This window comes from Planktothrix sp. (genome assembly GCF_046067725.1).
GTDB lineage: Bacteria > Cyanobacteriota > Cyanobacteriia > Cyanobacteriales > Microcoleaceae > Planktothrix.
In genome coordinates this window covers 1-18,468 of the sequence record NZ_JBJUDF010000090.1, presented here as the reverse complement: position 1 = coordinate 18,468, position 18,468 = coordinate 1, and the positions used below count along the sequence as shown (strand labels likewise).

Here is an 18,468-nt window from a genome sequence, read left to right as displayed (position 1 = left end):
GAATCTTTAATAATTTATGTTTAAGATCAATAGATTCACCTTTTGCCTTGTCTATATTGAAAAAGGGATTGGATGGGTGCAGTGCAATAAATACCCTAGAGTTATTCGCTCTGTAAAAACGATAAAAGCAAGCAATGGAGGGAATATTCATGAAAATTTTGTTGGTTGAAGATGACCCGCTTACCTGCACCACCTTAAGTGAGATTTTGCTGAGTCATCAATATAGTGTCTATACCGCAGCAGATGGGATAACCACCTTAGAACTTGCTGAAACCTTTGTCTATGACTTAATTCTATTAGATATTGGAATTCCTAAATTAGATGGGATTAGCGTTTGTAAGCAGCTACGCATCAAAGGATATCAAAATCCCATTCTCTTGTTAACGGCTAGAGATAGCAGTACAGATCGGGTGATTGGATTAGATGCTGGGGCTGATGATTATGTTGTAAAACCTTTTAATACCGATGAATTAATGGCGAGAGTTCGGGCTTTGTTGCGTCGAGGAAAATCGGTATCTTCGGCGGTCATGACCTGGGAAAATCTTTGTTTTGATCCAATTAACAATGAGGTTAAATGTGGCGATCGCTTAGTGCATCTAACGTCAAAAGAATATTGTTTACTGGAACTCTTTCTGCTCAATCCTAAACGGATTTTTAGCCGTAGGGCAATTTTAGATCGATTGTGGGATTTTGCTGAATCTCCAGGTGAAGAAACCGTTAGTACCCATATCAAATGTTTACGGCAAAAACTTAAAGCCGCCGGAAGCGCAGACCCGATTGAAACGGTTCACGGGTTGGGATATCGTTTGCGATCGCCTTCCAATTTAAAAGAATCTACATCAATCGCTGCTTCTGGAAACTTTCGACAACGCTTAAGAGAAAAAACCGCTAAGGTTTGGGAAAATCTCAAGGATAAAGTGACAGAACAAATTAAAATTTTAGAACAAATTGCTCCCGCTTTAGTGCAAGGGGAATTAACACAGGAACTTCAACAAAAAGCCCAACAGGAAGCCCATAAATTAGCCGGATCATTAGGGTTATTCGGGCTGGGGGAAGGATCAAAAGTGGCGCGGGAATTAGAACATCTTTTGGAAAACGCGGTGTTAGATGTTAGCCAAGCTCAACTCATTTCTGATTTAGTCGGGGCTCTCAGTTTAGAAGCCAGCCGCAAAACTGTATTAATTCCTTGCGCTTCAGAACCCGTTGCTTATTCTCCCTTAATTTTGATTGTAGATGATGATTTAGTTTTAGCAGAACAGATTCGAGTTGAAGCCAATGCTTGGGGATTACGAGTGGAAATTGCAACGGATCTTTCTGTTGCTCGCAAAATGATTACTCAGCATCCTCCGAATATTATTTTACTCGATTTAATGTTTCCCAATCCTCAAGAAGACGGTTTAAGTTTATTAATAGAACTCAGCAATCGGGTTCCTCAAATTCCAGTCATTATTTTAACTGGAAAACAAACATTACAGGATCGAGTGAGTGTTGCGCGTTTGGGAGTCAAGGCATTTTTACCCAAACCTTTACCCGCTTACGAAATTTTAAAAGTTGTCACTGAGGTACTTTTCTATTCTCCACGGGGAAGAGGAAATCGAGTTTTAATTGTGGATGATGATCCGACTCTTTTAAAGTATGTTGCCAACTGTTTAGAAGCAACAGGAGTCACTGTGACGACCCTAGAAAAACCCGAATATTTTTGGGAGGTACTGTTGGATTGTCGCCCGGATTTATTAATTTTAGACTGGCAAATGTCGGGTTTTAATGGTTTCGATCTCTGTCAAGCGGTACGAACCGATCAACGTTGGCGGAATCTTCCCATTATCTTTTTTTCAGCTTACACCGAGGAAACCTTGATTATCCAAGCGTTTGCTGTGGGAGCTTCCGACTATCTCAGTAAGACCATGGGAGCGCAAACCTTAACAACTCAAGTATTACGCCGTTTGCAACCGATTCTACGATCACAGTAAAGATGAGTTAGCTTGACTTTAAGGCAATCAATATCAAATCAGATGATTTTTGTCATCCTAACTAGAGGAGAATTTAGGTTATCAATGGTTGTTATTGAGGCTATAAATCCAACTTTAGATTTCATTAGATTTCATTTAAGTTGAAAAATCCTCTGCTCAATCGCAGACAGTGTTTGATCAACAATCAAGAGAGAACTTCAAATTTTCTTCAAATTTTCTGGATAACTTTTATTTAATGGCAATCAAGTGGACTCCTGTTTAATTTGATGGCGGGAATTCCTCTGGACACTCTAGCAGAAGCAACCCATGATTTTCGAGAATTTAAAAATTTGGCAGTTTCTGAATAATCTGTATCAACGGATACAGTTTGGCAACGGTAAGCCGACTTCTAGCCTTCCCCTGTTGACCCTTTGGGTGGCACAGGAGGGAACCACACCCGTTGAGGGTGTCAAGATTCAGGAAACTTCAACCCATCTTTTTTTAAAAGTCTCAATTCCTAGCCTTCGACCTGAAGATTTAGAAATTCGGGTGACATCTGAAACAATCTTTTTAGCGGGAGAACAAATGGAGCAAGTTCAAGTTTTAGGTTATTGCGATTTTACTTATCCAGTCCAACAATTCCAATGCTTAATTCCTTTACCTTATGCCGTACATCCTGAAACTGTTACGGCAGAATTTCAAGAGAATGTATTGCGACTGACTTTACCGAAGCAAAAAAATGTTTCACCTCGGACTCAAGGAATTGTAGTTTATTGTGATAGAAACGAACAAAGGTTCTCTCAACTCAAGGAAGCCAATTTTTAAAAGGCTTCATTTACCCCTAGAGTCTACATCATTATTGAATCCCTTGTAATGGGTTGATTAGATCCCATCGATATTCTGAATAAATTTTGAAATTTGTGCCAATCCTGCCAGCGATAAAATCAGTTTTAGATAGGTTAATCTGTGTTGATCCCCGCTTAAGTTTGATTCGGTTAGAATAAATATAGCGAAACTTTCCTTGAAAGTTAAGATCATTTAACCGATTGAAGCTACCCCATCATGGATCAGCCAAAACACTTAGAACCCGATGAACCCAAGTTTTGGGAATTACGTTTGTATGTTGCTGGACATACTCCTAAAGCGATTACAGCGTTCACCAATTTGAAAAAAATTTGTGAACAGTATCTTGAGGGTCAATATCGAATTGAAATTATTGATTTATTAGATCATCCTGAATTGGCACAACAAGATAAAATTTTTGCTCTTCCAACATTGGTTCGTAAAATTCCCCGACCTTTGAAGCAAATCATTGGAGATTTATCTAACCCGGAGAAAATTTTAGTCGGGTTAGAACTTGGGAAAGGGAAAGAGTACAAGAACCCTTAATTTAACCCAAACAAAAGGAAACCTGCTATGAGATTTCATCACAAACAACCTATACAAGAGCCGCAGCAACGTATAGAGGACAAATATTACAGTCTTCGTTTATATATTGCTGGAACCAATTTAAAGTCAATTCTAGCTTTAAAAAATATCAAGCAAGTTTGTGAAACTTACTTGAAAGGTCATTATGATTTAGAAGTAATTGATGTTTATCAACAGCCGGAATTAACCCAAGGTGAACCGATTGTTGCGGTTCCAACATTGATTCGGCTTCTGCCGTTACCCTTCCAAAGAATTATCGGGGATTTATCTCAAAAGGAAAAAATCCTCATAGCTTTAAATTTATCATTTTAAACCTTTTTTTCGGATTTTAGAGTTAACTATGGTTAACTTAGAACCCTCACAATTAGAATTAAAACAACAAATTGAGAACCTGCGTTACCAATTAGAAATAGCGGAGGAAACTTTACGTGCTATTAGCAATGGAGAAGTCGATGCTTTAGTGATTTCAGGCCCAGAAGGAGAACAAGTTTATACCTTACAAGGTGCTGATTCTTCCTATCGACTTTTAGTCGAAGAGATGAAAGAAGGTGCTGCAACTTTAACCACTGATAGTACGTTATTACTCTATTGCAATAAACGACTGGCTTCTTTAGTTAAAACGCCTTTAAAAAAATTAATTGGTACTGATTTTAGACAATTTATTTCCCCTTTTGATTTAAGACTATTTGAGGCGTTATGCCAGAAAGCGAGTTTAGGTTCAGGAAAGGGGGAATTAACCTTAATTGCTGCTGATGGAACTGAAGTTCCAGTTTATGTTTCAATCAGCATCTTAAATCAGAAAGGAGTTGAAGTGGGATGCTTAATTGTTACGGATTTATCAGAACAAAAACGAGATGAAGATCTAATTTCTCAAGAACGGTTAACTAGACTACTGTTAGAACAAGCCGCAGAGTCTATTATTGTTTGTGATCATCAAGGGAAAATTATTCGAGCTAGTCAGGAAGCTCACAAAATTTTAGGTAAGAATTTATTGCTTTCTCACTTCGATGACATCATTAACCTTGAACTTTTACCCCACTGTCATGAGAATCAATCTGTTTTTGAAACAAACAAAAAAGCAATTTTTTCCATTGCATCTGTGATTAATGGGAATCCTTATCAGGGGCAAGAAGTTATCTTTAGGCGAGATGATGGACAAAAATTCAACTTTTTACTGAGCGCGAGTCCCCTTTCAAGTCCCCATAGTTTCCTCAAAGGTTGTGTTGTGATTCTAACCAATATTACAGAACGAAAATGGGCGGAAGAAACCTTAAAAAAGATTAATGAAGACCTGGAAATTAAAGTCTCTGAACGAACAACCGAGTTAGAATCTTTAAATAATCGGTTAAAACAAGAACTCTTAGAACAAGCTCGAACTCAACAAGTTTTGCAAGATCAAGCTCAACTTCTCGATCTGGCTAATGATGGAATTATTGCTGTTGATTTGAATAATAATATCACCTATTGGAGCCAGGGTGCAGAAAAACTTTATGGATATTCTAAATTAGAAGTTTTAGGTAAAAACTTAGTTAATATTTTAAAAACTAAATTTTCAGAATCTTGGGATAAAATTCAACAAGAATTATTTGAAAAAGACAAATGGGAAGGAGAACTAATTCAAAGCAATTCTCAAGGAAATCAGGTGATTATTCATAGTAGCTGGTCATTAAAAAAAGATGGGAATGGCAATCCAATTGCGATTTTAAAAATCAATCGAGATATGACAAAGATGAAACAAGCTGAACAAGCAATTCTTGATTCTGGTTTACGTTTGGCTGGTATTTTGGATATGGCTCAGGATGCCATTATTTCAATTAATGAAAATCAAGAGATTATTTTATTTAATAAAGGAGCAGAAAAAATATTCGGTTATACTGCAAATGAAGTCTTCAACCAGACTTTTGATTTATTAATTGCTGATAAATTACATCAAAAAGAATGTCAAGCTGATTCGGATTTTTTTCATCGGAATTGTTGGGTTAAAAAAATTACAGAACATAATGAATTGATTGGCCGTCGTAAAGATGGAAGCGAATTTCCGGCTGAAGTTTCTATTTCTGAGTTATTTTTAGATACGGGTCGAATTTTAACCGTCTTTATGCGAGATATCAGTGACCGAAAACAAGTTGAAATGGCCATCCAAAAAGCTCAAGAAGACTTGGAAATTAAAGTTCAGGAACGAACTTTGCAATTAGCTACTTCCAATGATGAATTAATTCGAGAAATTGCAGAACGAAAACTCTTAGAAAATCAATTACATCGAATTAATGAAGAACTAGAAAACCGAGTTGAACAACGAACTCAGGAGTTAGCACAAGCTATTAATGATTTGCAGCAAGAAGCCATTGAACGTCAAAAAGCCACCGTTGCTCTACAAAAGTCAGAAGCGAGATTTAGAGCGGCTATTGATGGCAGTTTAGATGCGTTTTTTCTCTTACAAAGTGATTGGAATGAAGATGAAAAATTAATCGATTTTGTCTTGGTTGATATGAATTCTAAAGCGGAAGAAATGATTTTACAAAGTAAAGAACATTTATTAGGTAAAGGATTGGCTGATATTTTTCCTTGGGGGGGACAACCTAGATATTTTGATAAGTATTTACGAGGCTTTAAAACCCGGAAAGGATTTGAGGAAGAATTAGCGGTTTGCCATCCGAATATTAAAGCGAAATGGGTACAACTGCAAGTCGTTCCTTTGTTTGATGGTTTGGCGGTTACTTGTCGCGATATTACAGAGCGCAAGCAAACCCAAGAAGCGGCTCAAGAAGCCAATGAAAAGCTGACTTGCTGGGTGAATGATTTGAAACAACGAAACCGGGAGACTATATTACTGGGACAAATGAGTGAATTTTTACAAGCTTGTAATTCAACGGAAGAAGCGTATCAAGTTATTAATGAATTACTAAAACCTTTTTTTCCTAATTTATCTGGTAGTTTATTTGTAACTCGAAATTCTAAAAATTTAGTGGAAATCGTTGCCAGTTGGGGTCAAGTAGAAGGCTTGAGTGAAAGTATTTTTATGCCCCAAGATTGTTGGGCATTACGTCGAGGAAGACCCCATTTTACAACTTCTCATCAAAGTCATTTATTATGTAAACATTTTTCTAAAAAATCACATAACAATAAAAGTCAACTCAGATTAATTAATTCCACTGAGATCATGAACCTGACTGGAACTGAATCTGAATTAGGGATTGTTTCTCCCCCAAAGGTTGAGCATCTTTGTGTTCCGATGATTGCCCAAGGTGATGCGTTAGGATTATTATGTTTGGCTTCTGATGAACCGGGGCAAATTTCCGAAGATCAACAACGATTAGCCACATCGGTTGCTGAACATATTGCCTTGGCTTTAGCTAATTTAAAACTCCGAGAAGCTTTAGAATATCAAAGTATTCGAGATAGTTTAACCGGATTATATAATCGTCGCTATTTAGAAGAATCTTTAGAACGAGAAATTAATCGCGCCCAACGTCAACAATTTAATTTAGGGGTGGTGATGATTGACATTGATCATTTTAAACATTATAATGATAACTATGGTCATGATGCTGGAGATATTGTTTTACAAAAACTGGGCAGTTTTTTACAACAGTATATTCGCGGATCAGATATTGCTTGCCGTTATGGAGGTGAGGAATTTACCTTAATTTTACCGGAAATTTCTCTGGAAATTCTTCAAGAAAGAGCAGAAAAAATTCGAGTAGAAGTCCAACACTTAAAACTACAACATCATTATCAAGATTTAGGTCAAATTACTTTATCTTTAGGATTAGCTATTTTTCCCACCCAAGGTTTAACGGCTGAGTCTCTTCTGCGAGCGGCAGATGCTGCTTTGTACCAAGCTAAACAACAGGGACGAAATCAGGTGTGTATTTTTGCAAAAACCTTTGAACATCTCGCTTAAATCTTATTTTTCATTCAAAATATATAGATTTATTAAGTTTTTGAAAATCTAGCCGATCTTCAAAACTTCTTCAAGTTTATTTTTTACTTTCAAATCAACATTTTAATCCTGTTTTTAAAACGAACCCCTAAGCCGGGTCATTCGGTCACAATTTGAATAAGGTTTAACAAACGTTTATGCCAAACTGTCCTTGTTGTTCTTCTCCGATGTTGCGACACTTTAATCGCGGTCATCTTTTTTGGCGTTGTCGCCACTGTTGGCAAGAAATGCCTGATTTGACTCCAACTCAAGCATTGATTCTCAACTATACCCAATCCCTTGAAAAAACGGTTAAAACATTAGCCTTGGTCTAATTTCAATCGTAAAATAACAGCCGGTTTAAATCCCTAGTAACACGCTTAATAATTCAGGTGAAGGATGCAGCCATTTAATGTTATTCTAGTTCCCCAAGGTCAAGAGTATAAAGCCGTCGTGGGAGGATTAAAACCAATTGCATCCTCAAAAATTCAAGTTGTACCTATTCCCATAGGTTCTGAGTATTTAACCCTTTATTTACAGCAATGGCTAGAGTCTGAAGCCGTTAAAAGTCTGTCTTCAATCCAAGTTTTAGTTCTGGGATTATGTGGAGGTTTATCTCCCCATTTAAACGTCGGAGATGTTGTGGTTTATCAACACTGTTTAGAGCCGATTTCTGAAACTTTCAGTCAAAATCCCCAAGAAAATGTTTGGGCTTGCGATCTTGATTTAACTCTGAGCTTACATCAGAATTTAATTCCCTCCCATCTCGTTCGGGGATTAACTAGCAAACAAGTGATCACAACCGCCTACCAAAAACAACAATTAAGCCAACAATATGACGTTGAAGCGGTGGATATGGAAGGTAGAGTCCTATTAGAACTATTAACAAAAGTAGGAATTAAAGTCGCAATGGTGCGGGTGGTGAGTGATGATTGCTCCCAGAATTTACCGGATTTAACGACGGTGATCGATTCCCAGGGAAATTTACAAACATTCCCCTTCATCAAGGTGATGCTGCAACATCCCAGGGAAGCCTTCACATTGGTTCGCAATGGCTTAAAAAGTCTTCAAACCTTGCAACAGATTACTCAAAAATTACGGCGATTAAAGTTCGTTTAAATTAACTCACCGCTAACTCTTGGACTAAAACAAACGGTTGCACAATTAACGCTTGAAATCGTTTTTTAGGCTGATTATTCCACTCAGAAACTTGCTCTGGAGACGGTTTATGAATTAATTGTTCACTAATCCAATGTTGTACTGAATTTGCTTGATCTAACGCGATCGCTTCACCAACAGTTAATAAATCCAGTTGAGATTCAACAATAATCACCACTTCTCGTTCAACATGGGGGGTTAACCAATCCCATTCCGCTTCGTCCAGGTTTTCCGTTAATTGCTCTCTTAAAGATTCAGTTTCCATAAAAATAGAATTGTTGATGAATTACGAATTACGAATTACGAATTACTGATAACTGATAATTGATTAACGTCCTAAATCGTGGAGTGCATTAATTTCATCTGCACATTTCTGAGTTAAGGCTAATAATTCTTCTCGATCCGTCGAATTGGGTGGTTCAATCAAATGACCGACCCGAACTGTTACTGGGACAGGTCGAGGGAGATAGGAACCTTTCTTCACAATTGCGTGGGTTCCCCATAAACACACAGGTAATAACGGAACCTTCGCTTTCGCTGCAATTAACGCCGCCCCTAATTTTGGATCTGTAATGCGGCCATCAAGGGTACGAGTTCCTTGTAAAAACACCCCCGTTGCCCAACCTTGTTCTAACTGTTGTAAAGCCGCCCGAATGGCACTGCGATCCGGTGAACCGCGTTTGACCGGATATGCTCCGTACAAGGAAATCGCCTGTTTCAAGATCGGAACTTGAAATAATTCTTCTTTAGCCATATAAGAAACCGGACGCCCCATGCAGCTTGAAAGCAGAGGAGGATCAAAATCACTCGCATGGTTACTGACCACCACCAACGGCCCAGCCAGGGGTACTCGATCCGCATTATAAATCCGACCTTGAAAATACAGATGCAGCATCGGGCTGACCACTGACCACTTAAACAAGTGATAGAGAATCAAACTGGATAGGGGTTCACGACTTCTCACAACAGATGAAAATTCTTGATTCACGCTTGGGGTTTAAATAGTTCGTTTCGCAAAGATCGGCTGATCGGTTAATTATTCTAGCCTTTGGACGCTTTGACCGCGGCTAAGACTTCTTCCATTTTGGATAATTCCACAGCGCCGGAGAAAGTTTCACCATTCATCACAAAAAATGGTGTTCCTGAAATCCCTAAGCTTTCGGCTAATTGAATATCTTCTTCAATGGCAGCTTGAGCCTTCTGGCTTTGTCGATCCTGGTTAAATTGATCGAGATTCAAGTTTAACTGTTTAGCGATCGCAAGATACAACTCTTCCCCTAATTGATCTTGTTGAGTAAACAAGGCATTTTGATATTCCCAGAATTTTCCTTGTTGTTGAGCCGCCCAGGACGCTTTCGCAGCATTTAACGCTTCAGGATGGATCTGAGTTAAGGGAAAATGCTTATAAACCAATGTCACCTGATCTTGATGGACTTTCATGAACTGCTGGATGGTTTGGTGAGCACGGGCACAGAAGGGACATTGAAAGTCAGAAAACTCAACCAAAACAATATCTTGAGTTGATGCACCGGTGGCGGGAGAGCTTCCAATAATAGCTTTAGGATTGGTTTTCATCTGCTCTAGGAACGTTTGTCGCGCCTGTTGCAGTTGACCATCCTGTTGCTGTTGATAAGCTTGAACTGACTCTAAAATCACTTCTGGATGATCTCGAATCACCTGGAGGATTTGTTTTTCCAGTTCTGGACTCACTTTAACTTGATCCGACTGGGCTGATTGTGAACAACTCGTCAAAGTGATCGCAACCATCAAAACGGTGCTGATCCAAAATCGTGACCAGCGATCAAGCTGTTGTTTTAACCAAGAGATGTTCATAATCCTATTACCCAATCGATTTTTTTGATCAAAGCCGTCCATTGTCAATAGCAGATTCACTGCTATTCGTGTGAAATATAGCCTAACTCAGCGAGTTTCTGCATCACTTTCGTAATACTTTCGGATAAATCTTCTTGATCGGTATTACATTCAATTTCTGGGTTTGTTGGCGGTTCATAAGGATCGTCAATTCCTGTAAAGCCTTTAATTTCTCCGGCTCTTGCTTTTTTATACAACCCTTTGACATCTCGATCTTCACAAACCGTTAAGGGTGCATTAACATAAACTTCTACAAAATCCCCAATTTTCTCACGCACTTCTTCGCGAATTTCTCGATAGGGAGAAATCGCCGAAACCAAAACAATCACGCCATTGCGGGTTAATAAATGGGCGACAAAGCCGATCCGACGGATATTTTCATCTCGATCAGCTTTACTGAATCCTAAACCTTTGGTGAGGTTTTCCCGAACAATATCTCCATCTAAAATTTCTAGTTTACATTGTTTTTCTTTGAGGATCTGTGCGATCGCTCCGCTAATGGTGGTTTTTCCCGCACCACTCAAGCCTGTAAACCATACTGTTACACCTCGATGCTGCATTAACGATTGGTCTCCCGTTCTATTAGGCTAGATATCTCATGAATTATCGTAAGTGACAATTGGAACACCAGTCAACTCAAAATTAAACTTGATCACAAATTCAGTTTTGATCGGGGCTTTATTGGCGGGAAATTTTTCCTAAACTTTTTAACGAAAATTAGTATTGCGTTTCTCGTATCAGGGATGTCAATTGCCACAAAATTGAAAAAACTGATCAAATGTTACAGATTTTTTTGAGGCTGTATCGTGAAATTAAAACCAATCAGAATAAGTATATTTCATCAATTCAACAGAGGGATGATGGTAACAAAACCCTTTAGGTTTTTGTTGTTTTTGGTTGTGATCGTTGGTTTAATTTGGGGAATGGTGATCGGACACCCTACCCGGATTTTTGCTCAAGACAACCCATCTGGAACAACAAAAACCTTAGTTATGGCGACTTCTCCAGATTATCCCCCCTATGAATTTAAAGATACTGCTACCAGTGGGGAAAAAATTGTTGGTTTTGATGTAGAGATTGCCGAGTATATTACCAACAAATTAGGCTACAATCTGACCGTCATTGGCATGGATTTTAACGGTTTAATTCCGGCATTAACGGCTAAACGGGCAGATTTTGTCATGGCAGGTATGACCCCCACTCCTGAACGTCAAAAAAATGTTGAATTTTCGGATATTTATTTTGAAGCTAAAAACACAATTGTTAGTTTTCAAGATCAAAATTACCAAACAATTGAACAGTTAAAGGGAAAAAAAGTCGGTGTTCAACTCGGTTCTATTCAGCAGGAAGCCGTTAAGAATTGGCCCGATGTGATTGTGGTTCCCTTGAATAAAACCAGTGATATTATTCAGGAATTAAAATCAAAACGACTAGATGCTGGGGTGTTAGAAAATACCATTGTTAAAGGTTATATTGCCGGAAATCCAGGGTTAATTTATCATGAAGTTCCTAATACAGAAGCGGCTGGATCAGCGATCGCATTTCCTAAAGGATCACCCTGGGTTCAACCGTTTAATCAAGTAATTCAAGAGATGAAAGCCAGTGGTAAAATTGAGCAACTCGCACAGAAATGGTTTGATCGTCCAGTGGTCACAACTGAAACCCCTGAAGTGCCTCATGGAACTGGATTAAAACTCGATTTTAATAAAATTTACTCGAATCTTCCTTATATTTTAGCCGGGATTTTTATTACGTTACAGTTTAGTTTAGTTTCTGCTTTTTTTGGCTTTCTTTGGGGAACCATTCTGGCTTTATTTAAGATTTCAACCCTTAAGCTTTTAAATATTTTTTCCCAAGGTTACACCTCGATTTTTCGAGGTACACCCCTACTGGTACAATTAACGTTAATTTATTTTGCTACCCCCCAACTTACTGGATATGATATTACCGCCTTTCAAGCCGGAATATTAACCTTTTCACTCAATTCTGGGGCTTATATTTCAGAAACCATTCGGGCCGGAATTCAAGCGGTTGATAAGGGACAAAAAGAAGCTTGTGAAGCCTTGGGGATACAATATCAACTAATGATGTTAGATATTATTTTACCTCAAGCTTTAAGAAATATTCTTCCCGCCTTGGTCAATGAAAGTATTAACCTGTTGAAAGATTCAACGTTAGTATCGGTTATTGGCGTTGAAGATCTGTTACGTCGTGCTCAAATTGTCGGGGCGGAAAAGTATATTTACTTTGAGCCTTTAATTTTTGTAGCTGTGATTTATTATCTGATGATAATGACCTTAACTTGGGGAGCAAATCAACTTGAATATCAACTCAAACGAAGCAGTTAATACGGCGGTTAAAGTTGACCGTTTGTATAAATCTTTTGGAGACTTAAAAGTTTTACGGGGAATTTCAACGGAAATTCAAAAAGGACAAGTGGTTTCTATTATTGGGCCGTCAGGATGTGGTAAATCGACGTTTTTACGCTGTTTAAACCTTCTGGAAACCCCGACATCCGGGCATATTTTTATTGATGGAATTGAGATTACTGACCCTAAAGCTGAAATATTAAAAATTCGTCAGCGTGTGGGAATGGTGTTTCAACACTTTAATTTATTTCCCCATTTAACGGTTTTACAAAATGTTAGTTACGCACCCATTAAAGTTAAAAAAATGGGAGAAACTGCCGCAAAAGCATTCGGAATGGAGTTATTACAAAAAGTCGGAATGGCGGATAAAGCAGAGGTTTATCCCTCTCGACTTTCAGGGGGACAAAAACAACGAGTTGCGATCGCTCGAACGATGGCGATGCAGCCGGATATTTTATTAATGGATGAACCCACCTCTGCCCTTGATCCTGAAATGGTAAAAGAGGTATTAGATGTTATAAAAGGATTAGCAGAAACCGGAATTACAATGGCAATTGTCACCCATGAAATGGGATTTGCTAAAGAAGTCTCTAACCGAATTTTATTTCTCGATAGTGGGTTACTGGCAGAAGATTCTCCCCCGGAAGAATTCTTTAAAAATCCTCAATCTGAACGAGCAAAGCAATTCTTAGAAAAAATGCTTTAAACGGAACAAGGAAGAGAAAAATACTTACGGTTAAACTGTTCCCTGTTCCCTGTTCACTGTTCCCTAGCACTATATCAACATTTGTTGACCCAAATTGGCAAAATTTGTGTAATATTAACTAATGTTACATGGGTTTCTGTCTTCCTGAATTTTGATTCCTCATGAAACTGGTAATTCTCAGTTTTATTGATAATCTGTATCATGGATGACAGAATTTTTCACGCTTAGTAGATCCTGTTGTTAATGAGGTACAGAACGATGGCACATTCAACCCTTCAAGATAATACCGCTTTCGCTGCAAATCAATGGGGTGAAGATTCTCAAATCTGGCAAAATTTGAAAACAGCGATCGCATCTAGTTCCGGTTTCCAACGCTGGCAATTAGAACGCCATTTAAACCTCATTGAACCGACTCACAATTTAGATCAATTAGTAAGTTTATACTTACGGGAAACCTTAGAAACCTTAGCCTATTAGAATCTACAAGGCTGTTTGATTTTTTCTGATCAATTTGAACACCTAAACTTAGCCCCCTTCTCAGGTTGAGGAGGGGAATTAGTTTGGATTTTAGGATGATTAAACCACACTAACAGAACGCTGTTCTAAGGAAACTTCAAAGCGTTCTCCAGGTTTAGGGTTAAGTACCCGTGTTGATAGATTTTCTCGAGCTAACATAGACCGAAAATCCTCAAGATTGCCACTGGTTTTTAATAAACTGACTAACAACCCTTCATAAACCACATCTCCGGCTGCTGCTGTTGGTAAAATCACTTGAGGATGAACTAATTTTGCTAAGTCTAATGCTGTTTCTTGTCCCCGAATAATCGACCCGACTAACGGTAAATTAATATTAATTAACGGGGTAATGACAACATCAATGGCAGCCATTTGTTTTAACTCAGGAGCATGATAGCCATGAGGTTCATAATAAAGGGTATTACCAGTTTTTAAATCTTTCAAAAAATAAGCATTTTCAACCAGCGTAGGGCCAATGGGAGAACCGGGAAGAGCCTTAATTTCAATCTGATTTTCTAAGGAATAACTCTTTCCATGTTCTAAGGCGATAACTTGAGTATATCCCAACCCTTGGGCGACTTTTGCCGCATTGGGAGAACCCACAACGGGGATATTTTTATTCAGTTGTTTTAAAGTTTCGGGATGAGCATGATCTTCTAATCCCTGAGATAATAAAATTAAGTCAATTTTGGGTGGAATGGGTCTAGGGTTTCGTCTTTCCCCTTTAAACAACCAATTCATATTCCCAAATGTTAATGCACCCACTAACCAAGGGTCTATCAAAATGCTTTTTCCGTTGATTTCCAGTAACCAAGAATTACTATCGAGCCAAGTGAAATACATAGAGGTTGATTCGATCACATCATTCCTCTTATGATAGCTTAGTTTAAGTTAGGTTAGGGGATAAAATTAGCAATATCTTGTTGAAACATAGTGCGATCGCTTTTCCTTTAAAACCTGTTCAATTTATCCTGATCATTAAATCTCTAAAAATTCGGTAATTCGGTTATTAAATTATTGTAATGTTGTTACAGTCCTCTGTAGAGACGCGCCATGGCGCGTCTCTACTTGGGGTTTAGGCGATTATCTGATTATCTGTAGTATCAATTTCAGGATTTCATCTATATAGAATTTGCCCTAAATTTGCTGTCAGATTGATGAATTTTCTAAGCAATCGTTCAACCCTGTGCCGTTGCCATTACCCGCATAATATCTCCACAGGTGAGAATTCCAATCACTTTACCCGATTCATCCACCACAGGCAAACGATGAATCCGCTTTTCATTAAATAATCGGGCAGCATCAGACAAAGATTTATCAGGAGTAATACTGATAATTGGAGCCGGAGTCATCACTTCTCCGACAGTTTGACCTAAAGCTTTGTGTAATTCCTGTTCATACCGGGAAAAGTTTTCTAGGTAAATCACACTATCGAGAAACGTAATATAGGCAGGTGGAGTTACACCGCTTTCCTGCCACATCAAGTCTGTTCCAGAGATAATCCCCACCAAATGACCGGATTCATTCACCACAGGTAAACAACCAATATGTCTGTCCACCATGAGTTGAAGAGCTTCTCTAAGTGGCATTTCAGGCTTGGCCAGAATCGGATTCGGGGTCATCACCTCAGCAACAGTTTTCGGCATGATTTCCAGTCTTTGATTGATAAACTTCTGTACTGTTGATCATATCAGTTATTAGATCTGTTGGTAGAATCAGGGAGCAGATCCAAATCTTAATCTTCCATGAAACAATCAGTTTTGTCTATGTTGAAGCGTCAATCTTTTGCTTTATTGTTAACAGGGGTAATATTTGGGATCAGTTTATTCGGGTTTGTCCCAACTGCCTCCGCCTCAATTTCCTCTGGGTCTGCGGTCATTGCCAGTTTATTTTCTTTTTCAGGAACTCGACCGACCAACCTGGGCGTTGAACAAGGTAAATTAGCTCCTTGTCCCAATACTCCCAATTGTGTTTCCAGTCAAAGTATCGATCCCCAGCATCAAATTGAACCTTTTACCGTTCAAAATGATCCTAAACTAGCATTTGAACAAATTAAAACAATTCTTGAAAATACAGAAAATGCTGCTATTATTACGGCGGAACCGGATTATATTTATGCTGAATTTACCTCGCCGATTATGGGATTTGTCGATGATGTAGAATTTTATTTAGATGAACCAGAAAATTTAATTCAAGTTCGTTCGGCTTCACGGTTAGGAGAATCAGATTTAGGAGTAAATCGTAAACGCATTGAAGCGATTCGAGCAGAATTTGATCTTTAAAAAACTGCACGTTAGCAAAGCCCTGCGTCATCCTGCGCTTCACGCAATCGCTAATCTTAGCATCTTGTTATAAAATTTGGTCTATACTCTCAACCACTTGCTCAATGAAGGTAATAGCATCATTGACTTGGTTTTGATCAATAGACCAACGTTCACCAATATTGAAGGTTGGATTTATATCAGCTTCATGAGCAATTTTATTTCTTCGATTAATAATCGCCTTCAACTCTTGTTTAATATCTGGCGTTTCTCTTCCCATTCTAGTAGCTACTTCATCCCATAATTTTTTATCAGAAATTAACCGAATTGCCTCAGCAATTTTATCAGGTTCCTGAAAACTTTTATAACTTAATTTTTCTCTAATCTCATTTTCTAAAAATGAAATATTATTCAGTTTATTTAAAAGACTATTAGAAATTAAAGGAATTAAATGAGCCAGGGTTTGAGGTTGTTGCAAAAATTCCTCACCCTGCATTTGTTGTACTTCATCTTCTAACCAGGATTCAATATCAAGAGCTAGAATTCTATCTTGCCGTGCTGTACCTAATGAGATTTGAAAACGAGCGAAGGCAGATTGAGTTGTATTCACAGTAACTCTGGGTTCAGGACGTTGACCTCGATAAATTTCTAACATTCCTAACGTGACAACTTCATGAACATAATAATCTAATGCACTCACCGCTAAAACTAAAGCAGATCTTAAAATATCTGAAACATCTAAAACATTAGTCGCTTGAGCTTTGATAGAATTATGCAAAGCAATTAAATCTCTTACACGACTTATACTAATCCGAAATTGATCAATGGCTGACTGCATAAGTGGAGGTTAAGCCAATCACTTTATCGGCTAAGTTTGAAAAAATTTCTCTAAATTCTTTTTGCTGATTTTGATTTGGGTGGAATAAGTAACCTGTTAGGTTTACCTGATCTTTGGTTAAAGCATAACCTGGAGTTTGGTATTCTTGAGACAAGGCAATTAAACTGTTGAAATCAGGAATTTTTTGTAAAGTGAATGTATCTTGAATTTCTTGATATTGATAAGCATCCTCCGATAATGTCATATTATTTTTTTGTAAAATAGGAACTAGCTTACAACTCACAGTTTCCTCAAGTCTTTTAATCAACTTTTCATCAACCTTTGTTTTATGACCATTTTTAATCTGATAATTTTGTATAATTGTTCCTAGAAAGCGTAATGTTACATCAGGAAAAGGATAATCAGCATCTCTTAAAATTGGTAAATCACTAGCTGATTTAGCCCAACGATACCACTTCGGTAAAACTTTAGATAAAGAATCAATAGCCATCACCGAGAAAAAGTCAGTCGTTGTAGGGACTATAAAAAAGTCGCTGATCATTAATAAATTCTGATTAATTGCTCCTAAACTGGGACTCATATCAATTAAAATATAGTCAGCCTCAAACTTTTCAGCCGTTCTTTCAAATAAATAATTAATCGAACCGGGCAAATTTTTAAGCGATTGAATTGACCCGCTTAACTCTTGTGCAATACCCAGTGTGACTTCATACTCAGCTAATCCCACATTACCCGGAAGCAAAAATAATCCGTCTCGACCTTCTATTGGAAGACAATTTATAGCTTCAATCGCTTTGGGTTGAGACTCGAATGCAGGAGCTAAACCTGTTTTAATGTTAGATTGTGTCTGATAAATTTGTTCTATTCTTTCTTCACCTTCTTCTGTACCTTCTCCTAATGCCATTCCTGTTAGATTACACTGAGGATCGGTATCAGCTAAGATCACTTTTTTTCCTTTCTCTGCCAGCATCCAACCTAGATTAAAGGTCGTGGTTGTTTTGCTAACACCACCTTTATGATTAAATAGAGCAATTTTCTGAACCATTCTTGTAATTAACCTTAGAGTTAACATAATAATATCTATATTATAGATTAAACTTATGTTTCATGTCAATTTTTGTTATCCTAAAGCCTCCTTTACCTATTGTTAAAAAGTGCAGACTATGGGTTCAAATCAATTCCAATAATAAAACCTCCCACAGAATTTGTAGGAGGTTTTTAAATTCATCGGGTGTTTTTAAACAATCGCTAGTAATTAAAGTTAGAACTTCTAATTACAGAGCGTTACCACGAGGTAGAACTTCTTCAGGGAAAATAAAGTTTTCGTGGGGTTGATCCGCAGGAGCCATCCAAGCCCGCAGACCTTCATTTAACAGAATGTTCTTGGTATAGAACGTTTCAAACTCAGGATCTTCAGCCGCCCGTAATTCTTGGGAGACGAAATCATAA

19 protein-coding genes and 1 pseudogene are annotated in these 18,468 nt (G+C 37.9%); 11 read left to right on the top strand and 9 right to left on the bottom strand.

Translation table 11 applies throughout. The annotated features are described in order from the left end of the window. Window positions 1-149: 149 nt before the first annotated feature. The 7 genes from ACKPEB_RS05260 to ACKPEB_RS05230 all read left to right on the top strand — a co-directional run bounded on the left by ACKPEB_RS05260 (window position 150) and on the right by ACKPEB_RS05230 (window position 8,418). Window positions 150-1,970 (top strand): response regulator, encoded by a 1,821-nt coding sequence (locus ACKPEB_RS05260; protein ID WP_408963784.1) that lies wholly within the window; start codon window positions 150-152, stop codon window positions 1,968-1,970. Window positions 1,971-2,276: 306 nt separating this feature from the next. Beyond that, window positions 2,277-2,774, top strand: coding sequence for an Hsp20/alpha crystallin family protein (locus ACKPEB_RS05255; protein WP_408963783.1), 498 nt, complete (start codon window positions 2,277-2,279; stop codon window positions 2,772-2,774). Window positions 2,775-3,011: 237 nt separating this feature from the next. Continuing rightward, window positions 3,012-3,338 carry a circadian clock KaiB family protein gene (locus tag ACKPEB_RS05250; protein WP_408963782.1) on the top strand — a complete coding sequence of 109 codons (327 nt, stop codon included), beginning with the start codon at window positions 3,012-3,014 and terminating at the stop codon, window positions 3,336-3,338. Between the two features lie 27 nt (window positions 3,339-3,365). Further along, window positions 3,366-3,689: a circadian clock KaiB family protein gene (locus ACKPEB_RS05245; RefSeq protein ID WP_408963781.1), complete on the top strand. Its 324-nt coding sequence runs from the start codon at window positions 3,366-3,368 to the stop codon at window positions 3,687-3,689. Window positions 3,690-3,717: 28 nt separating this feature from the next. Next, window positions 3,718-7,281: a PAS domain S-box protein gene (locus tag ACKPEB_RS05240; protein WP_408963780.1), complete on the top strand. Its 3,564-nt coding sequence runs from the start codon at window positions 3,718-3,720 to the stop codon at window positions 7,279-7,281. A 176-nt stretch (window positions 7,282-7,457) separates the two neighbouring features. Then, window positions 7,458-7,634 (top strand): hypothetical protein, encoded by a 177-nt coding sequence (locus ACKPEB_RS05235; protein WP_408963779.1) that lies wholly within the window; start codon window positions 7,458-7,460, stop codon window positions 7,632-7,634. A 64-nt stretch (window positions 7,635-7,698) separates the two neighbouring features. Then, window positions 7,699-8,418 (top strand): phosphorylase, encoded by a 720-nt coding sequence (locus ACKPEB_RS05230; RefSeq protein WP_408963778.1) that lies wholly within the window; start codon window positions 7,699-7,701, stop codon window positions 8,416-8,418. Between the two features lies 1 nt (window position 8,419). Here the strand turns inward: ACKPEB_RS05230 and ACKPEB_RS05225 are convergent, their stop codons facing one another. The 4 genes from ACKPEB_RS05225 to cysC form a co-directional block, all read right to left on the bottom strand. Next, window positions 8,420-8,722, bottom strand: a complete 303-nt coding sequence (locus tag ACKPEB_RS05225) for a DUF2288 domain-containing protein (RefSeq protein WP_408963777.1) — start codon at window positions 8,720-8,722, stop codon at window positions 8,420-8,422. A 63-nt stretch (window positions 8,723-8,785) separates the two neighbouring features. Then, entirely contained in the window at window positions 8,786-9,445 is a 660-nt protein-coding gene (locus tag ACKPEB_RS05220; RefSeq protein WP_408963776.1) for a lysophospholipid acyltransferase family protein, read from the bottom strand. A gap of 53 nt (window positions 9,446-9,498) precedes the next feature. Further along, complete coding sequence (locus ACKPEB_RS05215; RefSeq protein WP_408963775.1) at window positions 9,499-10,290, bottom strand: DsbA family protein; 792 nt, start codon at window positions 10,288-10,290, stop codon at window positions 9,499-9,501. Between the two features lie 62 nt (window positions 10,291-10,352). Continuing rightward, the gene (gene cysC / locus ACKPEB_RS05210) at window positions 10,353-10,889 is read right to left on the bottom strand and encodes an adenylyl-sulfate kinase (RefSeq protein WP_408963774.1); all 537 of its coding nucleotides are present in this window, start codon (window positions 10,887-10,889) and stop codon (window positions 10,353-10,355) included. Window positions 10,890-11,228: 339 nt separating this feature from the next. On the opposite strand from cysC, the gene ACKPEB_RS05205 reads away from it, so the two are divergent. The 3 genes from ACKPEB_RS05205 (at window position 11,229) to ACKPEB_RS05195 (ending at window position 13,881) form a co-directional block, all read left to right on the top strand. Further along, window positions 11,229-12,677, top strand: a complete 1,449-nt coding sequence (locus tag ACKPEB_RS05205) for an ABC transporter substrate-binding protein/permease (protein WP_408963773.1) — start codon at window positions 11,229-11,231, stop codon at window positions 12,675-12,677. Continuing rightward, a complete protein-coding gene (locus ACKPEB_RS05200) occupies window positions 12,655-13,404 on the top strand; it encodes an amino acid ABC transporter ATP-binding protein (protein WP_408963785.1) in 750 nt (249 codons plus the stop codon). Before ACKPEB_RS05205 ends, ACKPEB_RS05200 begins: the two co-directional genes overlap by 23 nt. Before the next feature lie 258 nt (window positions 13,405-13,662). Beyond that, the gene (locus tag ACKPEB_RS05195; RefSeq protein WP_408963772.1) at window positions 13,663-13,881 is read left to right on the top strand and encodes a hypothetical protein; all 219 of its coding nucleotides are present in this window, start codon (window positions 13,663-13,665) and stop codon (window positions 13,879-13,881) included. Between the two features lie 99 nt (window positions 13,882-13,980). On the opposite strand, the gene ACKPEB_RS05190 is transcribed toward ACKPEB_RS05195, so the two are convergent. Next, a complete protein-coding gene (locus tag ACKPEB_RS05190; protein WP_408963771.1) occupies window positions 13,981-14,763 on the bottom strand; it encodes an MBL fold metallo-hydrolase in 783 nt (260 codons plus the stop codon). Window positions 14,764-15,098: 335 nt separating this feature from the next. Beyond that, window positions 15,099-15,566, bottom strand: coding sequence for a CBS domain-containing protein (locus tag ACKPEB_RS05185; protein ID WP_408963770.1), 468 nt, complete (start codon window positions 15,564-15,566; stop codon window positions 15,099-15,101). Between the two features lie 120 nt (window positions 15,567-15,686). Between ACKPEB_RS05185 and ACKPEB_RS05180 the strand changes: the two genes are divergently transcribed. Next, entirely contained in the window at window positions 15,687-16,202 is a 516-nt protein-coding gene (locus ACKPEB_RS05180) for a DUF1499 domain-containing protein (RefSeq protein ID WP_408963769.1), read from the top strand. 67 nt (window positions 16,203-16,269) lie between these two features. On the opposite strand, the gene ACKPEB_RS05175 is transcribed toward ACKPEB_RS05180, so the two are convergent. The 3 genes and pseudogenes from ACKPEB_RS05175 to ACKPEB_RS05165 form a co-directional block, all read right to left on the bottom strand. Continuing rightward, the gene (locus ACKPEB_RS05175; RefSeq protein ID WP_408963768.1) at window positions 16,270-17,019 is read right to left on the bottom strand and encodes a HEPN domain-containing protein; all 750 of its coding nucleotides are present in this window, start codon (window positions 17,017-17,019) and stop codon (window positions 16,270-16,272) included. Next, complete coding sequence (locus ACKPEB_RS05170) at window positions 17,003-18,064, bottom strand: ParA family protein (RefSeq protein WP_408963767.1); 1,062 nt, start codon at window positions 18,062-18,064, stop codon at window positions 17,003-17,005. Before ACKPEB_RS05170 ends, ACKPEB_RS05175 begins: the two co-directional genes overlap by 17 nt. A gap of 229 nt (window positions 18,065-18,293) precedes the next feature. Beyond that, window positions 18,294-18,468, bottom strand: a pseudogene (locus ACKPEB_RS05165) (photosystem II D2 protein (photosystem q(a) protein)); the annotation flags it as partial.